We start from the raw sequence: 7501 nt of genomic DNA, 5'->3' as shown, positions 1-7501 counted from the left end.
TTATGATACTCTACCTTCTTCCGAAGCTTTCTTTCACTTGTTCATACATAAAGATTCGGAAGGATGTGAATGCCCCTAACTTTCCGAATCTTAGTGATAAGAATATCTTCATGAGAAGCTTCGGAAAGGCAGCATAAGTTTTTCATAATTTTTCATAAATTATGATACACTACCTGTTTGGGTGATAAATAAAAAAACGAAAACCTGCTCAACCATTTCAATAGTTTATTAATCATCTTATCTCTACCTCTTCCGCATCTTCCCCATAAATTTCCTTGAATCTCTTCTCATCGATCTCGATCGGAGTTCCATCAAAAACGATCTGTCCATCCTTCAAAGCTATAACCCTGGTTCCATATTTCCTTGCTAAACTCAAAAAATGCAGCGAACAGATAACCGTGATTTTGTCTTTCTTATTCAGATCTCCGAGATATTTCATCACCGAATCTGCAGTTGCCGGATCGAGGCTGGCAACAGGTTCATCAGCTAAAATCAGTTTCGGATTCTGCATCAAAGCACGAGCAATTGCAACTCGCTGCTGCTGACCACCACTTAAATTTTTAACCTTTTTATCTTTGAAAGCAAGCAGACCGACTCTTTTCAGATTTTCCAATGCGAATTTTAAATCCTCATGATGTTGAGAAAAAGTTAAAGAATGTCCAATGGAAACATAACCGAGTTTACCCGTAAAAACATTCATTAATGCAGATAAATTCTTGATCAGATTGAATTGTTGAAAGATCATTCCGATCTGACGACGAATTTTTCGAAGCTGAACTCCTTTGGCAGAGATGATATTATTTCCTTCAAAAAAAACATTCCCGGAACTCGGTTCGATCAAACGATTGATACATCTTAATAAAGTTGATTTCCCTGATCCTGACAGACCAAGAAGGATTAAGAATTCTCCTTCCTGAACCGAAAGATCGACATCTTTTATGGCATGAACTCCACCTGTATAAATTTTATTCAGTTTTTTTAACGATAATATTTCTTTCATTTGTCTCAAGATCTTACGGATGGTTGAGGAACGAGACCTCCGTAATGGTCGGTATTTTCAGTTTCAACCATTGTGAAGGTCTTAATCTCCTTCGGAGATTTTAACAATTCGCAAGGTTTCTTACTTTATAAACGAATCTGCATCTTGACCGATTGTCTGTAAAGTTTCCCTGACAATATCATAATCAGTATCTGTTGCTCTTACGAGATCGCTGATATTAAAGAGGTTTTCTAAAGTTTCTTTCCCTTTTTCGGATTTTGCGAATTCCAAAAGAGAATTAACGATTTTTTCCTTCATTTCAGCAGGAAAATTTTTCCTGAATGTAACCGTATCATTGGGAATCCAATCTGTAAATCCGATTATTTTAACTCTTTCCAATACATCGGGATATGTTTCCAAAACTGCATTCCGGGCATCCTGCGGAATTCCGTTTTCATCTTCAGGAGACCAGTAAGTACAACCGACATCCGCAGTTCCCTGGTAAACAGCTAAAATTGCCTGCGGATGACCTCCTGCTTTAAATTCCTTTCCCGGTTTGATATTTTTCTTTTTTAAGAGTGCCGATGGATAAATATATCCTGAAGTTGAAGCATAATCCGTATAAGCAATTGTTTTCCCTTCGATATCTTCCAGAGATTTCAGATCGCTATCTGCAAGAGCAACAAATTGACCTTTGTATTGCTTCAAACCTTTACGAACAGTCATCAATTCAACTTGCGCATCAAATTTCTCATTTGCCAGAACATAAGCAAAAGTTGCCAACCAGGCAATATCTGTTTCATCAGTTCCCATGGCTTCGATGACTGCTGCATAACTGGTCGGAACCGCAACATTGAAGAAATATCCTGTTTTATCAGTAAGATAATCTGCGATTTCTTTACCGCTGGTAATGATCTTTCCAGCTTCCATCGAGGGTACGAAATACATTTTGATGGGATTTTTCTTAGTTCCTAATTCTGCTTTTTGAGTGCAGCTTAAGAATATTGATGCAATCAGTAAAAATGCTAACCTGTTTATTTTCATAAAAACTCCTTCAATTTACCACAAAATACTTCTCATAATCTTTCATAAATTATGTTACACTACCTTTGCCACCAAGAACAAGAATTTACAATAAGTATTTTATAATTTCGCGATTCTTTCTGAACTGCGTGGCTAATAATTCCTGTTTCATAATTCTTCATAAATTTTGAAACATTTATTTTTGAATTTAGAAATTATGAACTCATTTTAAAGTCAAGAAAATTAAACTATTTTGCCTTAAACTGAATTCATAATGAAAAAATTTGACGAAAAAACAGTATCTAAAAATAAATGTCCGCTTGAGGTTGTTGAATGAATATTATTAGTAATAAGACGGGCTGGATAGAAGTCATTTGTGGAAGTATGTTCAGCGGGAAAACCGAAGAGTTGATCCGCCGAATTCACAGAACGGAATTTGCCAGACAGAAATGTCAGGTTTTTAAACCGAAAATCGATAACAGGTTTGATGATGAGCATATTGTCTCTCACAATCAAATGAAGATCCAATCCCAGAAAGTTGAGAAAGCTGAAGAAATACTGCCGTTAATAAAAAAAGAAACGGAAGTAGTTGCTATCGACGAAGTTCAGTTTTTTGATGATGAAATCCTGAAGGTTTGCACAGAATTGGCTGATTCAGGAAAAAGAGTTGTCGTAGCCGGTTTAGATCAGGATTACAGAGGAAAACCTTTTGGACCGATGCCACAACTTCTGGCGATAGCCGAATATATCACAAAACTGAATGCAATCTGTGTTAAATGCGGAAATCCAGCCAGTAGAACACAACGACTAACGCACGATAAAGACACTATAATTGTCGGAGCATCGGATATTTATGAAGCTCGTTGTCGAAATTGTCATGAGGTATTTTAAGATATGGATTTTTTTAGATTTATAATAATCAGAGTCCTTGATATTTATATGATCCTCATTATTTTAAGAGCGATTTTATCCTGGTTCTCTCCTGATCCATATAATCCCTTATATCAGCTTCTGATCAGAATTACAGAACCTGTTTTAGGACGAATCAGAAAACTTGTCCCAACTCCGGGAATTGATTTTTCCCCTTTTATCGCAATTATCTTAATTCAAATTATTTCAGGTTTTATTAGATAGATATAGGTCAATCAATGTTAAATAAAATCGATAATGCTGTTCATTTTCTGCGGGAAAAAATAAATTTCAAAACCGAAATAGCTTTGATTTTGGGAACAGGATTAAATACGATTGCCGAAATCATCAAAAATCCTATTATTATTTCTTATTCTGAAATTCCCGGTTTTCCTGTTTCTACAGCTCCCATGCATAAGGGAAAGCTGATTGTGGGAAATATTCAAAACAAAGAGATAATTATTATGCAGGGAAGACTTCATTTTTATGAAGGATATTCCATGAATGATGTAGTTTTTCCCATTAGGGTATTAAGGGCGCTTGGAGTTAAGAAATTGATCCTGACGAATGCCTCAGGAAGTTTGAATAAAGAATTATTGCCCGGAGATCTTATTCTGATAGAAGATCATATTAATTTGATGGGAACAAATCCTTTGATCGGTGAGAATTTCGAGGAATTAGGACCTCGTTTTCCAAGTATGAACGAACCTTATGATAAAAAAATGAGAGATATCGCTATATCTATCTCTAAAGAAAATAACTTTGATCTGAAAACTGGCGTGTATGTCGCAGTTTCTGGTCCAAGTTTGGAAACAAAAGCTGAATGTTTAATGATGGCAAAAATGGGAGCCGATCTGGTTGGGATGTCAACCGTACCGGAAGTAATCGTCGGTATTCACAGCGGGATGAAAATATTAGCAATTTCTGCGGTCACAAATTTAAGCAATATTTTCCATTCCGAACCTCATACTCAGGAAGAAATTAACAAAAATGCTGCTAAAGCCAGGATAAATCTTGAAAATTTAATAATAAATTTAATAAAAAAAATATAGAAAGGAACAATTATGTCTGCAAAAAATTTAAGTCCTAAAAAATTAGAAAGTTATGAAAAAATATTAATGGAAGAGAAGTTACAAACATCAAGGATCATTCAAAGTATAGATGATCTGCAAAAAAAAGGTTCCAAAAACAGGAGTGGAGACCTTTCTTCATATTCCTTTCACCAGGCAGATATGGGAACGGATACTGACGAAGCGGAAAAAAGAGTTTATCATCTGAACCAGGAAATTGATAAACTCAAAAAGATCAACTTTGCTCTTAAAAGAATTTACGAAAAAAGTTACGGCATCTGTGAGATCTGCGGAAAATATATCTCGGATAAAAGACTCAAAGTCGTTCCTTATGCAAAATTTTGTATCGATTGTAAATCAAAGGAAGAACAGAAAGCAAAAAGAAGAAAAAGGTAATGAAAAAAATCCAGTATATTTGGATAACGATTTTAGTGATTTTACTGGATCAAATCTCTAAACTTCTTATCAGGAACTATCTCGATGTCGGAAAAATTATAGAAGTAACAAAAAAAATCTTCTGGCTTCATCATGTTGAAAATACAGGTGCTGCTTTCAGTATATCATTGGGGAACGATGTCGTTAATAGAATAATTTTTATTTGTGTAAGTATCATTGCCATTGTTCTACTGATATATTTGAATAGTAAATCAAAATCAAAAATTGAGAAAATTGCCTTTGCTTTGATACTTGGTGGTGCGATCGGAAATTTGATCGACAGAATAATTTTCGGTAAAGTAACCGATTTCCTGTCTTGTGATTTTCCTGATATTTTTATGGAAAGATGGCCTGTTTTTAATATTGCTGATAGTTCTATCGTAATTGCGATCACAATTATGATCGTGCATTCAGTCTTTTTTACCAGAAAAACTGTGGAGGAAACATGAAAAAAATACATTTCGTAATGATAATTATGCTGATGATTTTTTCAAAACTTTTATTTGCCCAGGCAACGGACCTTTTCTTCTCTGAATATATAGAAGGTTCTTCAAATAATAAAGCTTTGGAAATTTTTAACGGAACCGGAACTGAAGTCGAACTTTCCGATTATATTATCAGACATTCCACCAATGGTGGTGGTTGGAAAGATACTCATTATACATTTCCGGCAGGAGCAACAATTTCGGATGGAGATGTCTGGGTCATTGCTAATGAAAATTCGAATTTTATTATTTTAAATCAAGCGGATGAGACCTTGTCATCAGCTTCTTTAGATTATTTCGCTGCATTTAATGGAGATGATGCTCGAGGATTATTCAAAATCGTCAACAAAGAAGAAATCCTGATCGATGTTATCGGTATTCCTGACGAAGATCCAGGTTCCGGGTGGGAAGTTGCAGGAGTTTCTGATGCAACTAAAAATCATACTCTGATCAGAAAATCATCGATTGCCAGTGGAAATGCAGATTGGTCATTATCCGCTGGAACGAATGAACTTGATTCCGAATGGGAAGTTCATGATGAGGATTATTTCAGTGATCTGGGAAATCATACTTTTGATTTTGGAGAGGATACAACTCCTCCAACAATATCAAATGCGATTGCTCTTTCTACTACTTCATTTCAAATCACTTACAGCGAAGAAGTTAGTGTCGGAACTGCTGAAGATATTGGGAATTACGCGATCGATAATGGTTTACAGATCCTCTCAGCTACTCTCCAGGCTAATGAAAAAACAGTTGAATTTGAAACTTCTACACAAACGGAAAATCTGCTATACACAGTAACAGTCAATAATATCCAGGATTTGGCAGGAAATCCGATCGAAGATAACAGCACGATATCTTTCGCTGGTTTTGAAGAACAAACTTTTGATCAGATCGCAGATATCCAGGCAAATCAGGAACTCTACGAAGGTCAGACTGTAACAGTTCTCGGAATCGTAACTATTGGTGTTAATCAAATTCAGACAGGTATGACCAACGCTTATATGCAGGATGAATCCGGAAAAGGAATAAATATTTTTGACTTTGATGAGCTTCCTGATATCGTTAGAGGAAGTTTGATAGAACTTACAGGAACTGTTACTCAATATGAGGAAACAACCGAAATCACTGATTTTACTTATACTGTCATTGCTACCGACCAGGAAGTTCCCATAATTCCAATGACTATCAATGAAATGCAGGATTATGAAACCTGGGAAGGAACATTTATCAGTATTTCAGGAAGTCTGACCGAAGAACCATATTATGCCGGAGGAGGTTTCAACCTGAACATTATCGATGAAGAAGGATATGAAACAACTGTTCGGGTCTGGGATACGACCGGAATCGATGTGTCAAATCTGACTACAGGAATTCCCATTACAGCTCATGGCATTGTCGATTCTTATAATGATGATTCGCAGGTAATTCCGGGATACCAGGAAGATGTTATTATTGATCTCACTATTCCAGTCATTGTTTATATTGAGAACATTCCGGAGAATCCGTTTGTTGATGATGAAATAACGATCACTACAAAAATCATTGATTATGACGGAACTATTGACAGCACCAGATTATCTTACCGATTTGAATATGAAACAGAACTTATTGATACAACATTAACAGATATTGGTAATTATGAATATACCGCTGTAATTCCAGCAGTAGAAACATTAACTGACGAGGAAGCGAATTATGTGATCTATGTCTGGGCTGTCGATGATGAAGGAAATGAGATTACGGACACGAAATTAATTACAGTAACCAAGCACAGACCGATCGTTTCCAACTTTATCCTGCTTAATACTCCCGAACCAAATGATACTTTAAATGTTCAGATGAACATCATCGATGATGATGGTTCAGTTGTTGATCAGAATTTATTATATACTTTAGATTTCAGCGATCAAGTCTTTGAAGCAAACCTTTTCAAGAATGAAGCTGATTCGACTTTATTTTATGGATTTATTCCCGGTCAATCATCGGGAGTTACGGTCAATATCGGAGTTTTTGCGAAAGATGATTCTTCATTAACAACTTACGAAATGGATCTGGGAACATATACCTATCCAGTTTTAAGTCATACAGCGATCCTGAAAGTACCTGCCAAACCGTTCAATCCTTATTCAGGTGAATCTATTCGGATAAGATTTAATTCTCAGGATAAGGACAGAGCAATTTTACGCATCTATAGTGCAGAAGGAAAGCTGGTCTTCACACCCAAAAATGAATTTTTCAATTATTTTCCTGATCCGGAAAATCCACCTTCTGATCCATACAACTGGTATTATGAATGGAACGGGAAAAATAAATACGGCAAACTTCTTCCGTTGGGATTATATATCTGCTATCTGGAAACGATCGAAACCGGAACCGGTAAAAAGAAATCAGCAAAAGCACCAATTGTTATCGGTGCTCCGCTCAAATAGGAGGTGAAATAATGAAAGCAATAACAACTCTAATAATAATCCTGGTTGGAATGAACCTGTTCCCTGTTTTTGACGATTACGAACCATCTCCGCGAGCCAGAGCAATGGGTGGAGTTTATTACTCGATATCAGATGATGCTAATGCCATATTTTATAATCCAGCCG

General features: G+C 36.0%; 8 protein-coding genes. 6 read left to right on the top strand and 2 right to left on the bottom strand.

Features of this window, described 5'->3' with window-relative positions; all coding sequences use genetic code 11:
- Positions 1–232: 232 nt before the first annotated feature.
- Both phnC and ENL20_00895 read right to left on the bottom strand, forming a co-directional pair.
- Positions 233–1000 (bottom strand): phosphonate ABC transporter ATP-binding protein, encoded by a 768-nt coding sequence (gene phnC / locus ENL20_00900; GenBank protein HHE37119.1) that lies wholly within the window; start codon positions 998–1000, stop codon positions 233–235.
- Between the two features lie 120 nt (positions 1001–1120).
- Positions 1121–2023: a phosphate/phosphite/phosphonate ABC transporter substrate-binding protein gene (locus ENL20_00895; protein ID HHE37118.1), complete on the bottom strand. Its 903-nt coding sequence runs from the start codon at positions 2021–2023 to the stop codon at positions 1121–1123.
- A 312-nt stretch (positions 2024–2335) separates the two neighbouring features.
- Between ENL20_00895 and ENL20_00890 the strand changes: the two genes are divergently transcribed.
- Genes ENL20_00890 through ENL20_00865 form a run of 6 tightly spaced genes read left to right on the top strand, consistent with a single transcriptional unit; the run spans position 2336 to position 7336 of the window.
- Positions 2336–2893 carry a thymidine kinase gene (locus tag ENL20_00890; protein HHE37117.1) on the top strand — a complete coding sequence of 186 codons (558 nt, stop codon included), beginning with the start codon at positions 2336–2338 and terminating at the stop codon, positions 2891–2893.
- 3 nt (positions 2894–2896) lie between these two features.
- A complete protein-coding gene (locus ENL20_00885) occupies positions 2897–3136 on the top strand; it encodes a YggT family protein (GenBank protein ID HHE37116.1) in 240 nt (79 codons plus the stop codon).
- A 14-nt stretch (positions 3137–3150) separates the two neighbouring features.
- On the top strand, positions 3151–3963 hold the full coding sequence (locus ENL20_00880; GenBank protein ID HHE37115.1) for a purine-nucleoside phosphorylase: 813 nt from the start codon (positions 3151–3153) through the stop codon (positions 3961–3963).
- A 12-nt stretch (positions 3964–3975) separates the two neighbouring features.
- Positions 3976–4377: a hypothetical protein gene (locus tag ENL20_00875; protein HHE37114.1), complete on the top strand. Its 402-nt coding sequence runs from the start codon at positions 3976–3978 to the stop codon at positions 4375–4377.
- Positions 4377–4865 carry a signal peptidase II gene (gene lspA / locus ENL20_00870; protein ID HHE37113.1) on the top strand — a complete coding sequence of 163 codons (489 nt, stop codon included), beginning with the start codon at positions 4377–4379 and terminating at the stop codon, positions 4863–4865. Before ENL20_00875 ends, lspA begins: the two co-directional genes overlap by 1 nt.
- The gene (locus ENL20_00865) at positions 4862–7336 is read left to right on the top strand and encodes a hypothetical protein (GenBank protein ID HHE37112.1); all 2475 of its coding nucleotides are present in this window, start codon (positions 4862–4864) and stop codon (positions 7334–7336) included. The genes lspA and ENL20_00865 overlap by 4 nt, the downstream gene beginning before the upstream one ends.
- The last annotated feature ends 165 nt before the right edge of the window (positions 7337–7501 follow it).

Source organism: Candidatus Cloacimonadota bacterium, from assembly GCA_011372345.1.
Taxonomy (GTDB): domain Bacteria; phylum Cloacimonadota; class Cloacimonadia; order Cloacimonadales; family TCS61; genus DRTC01.
The sequence above is the reverse complement of the archived record's forward strand: the minus strand, read 5'-3'. Positions and strand labels throughout refer to the sequence as shown.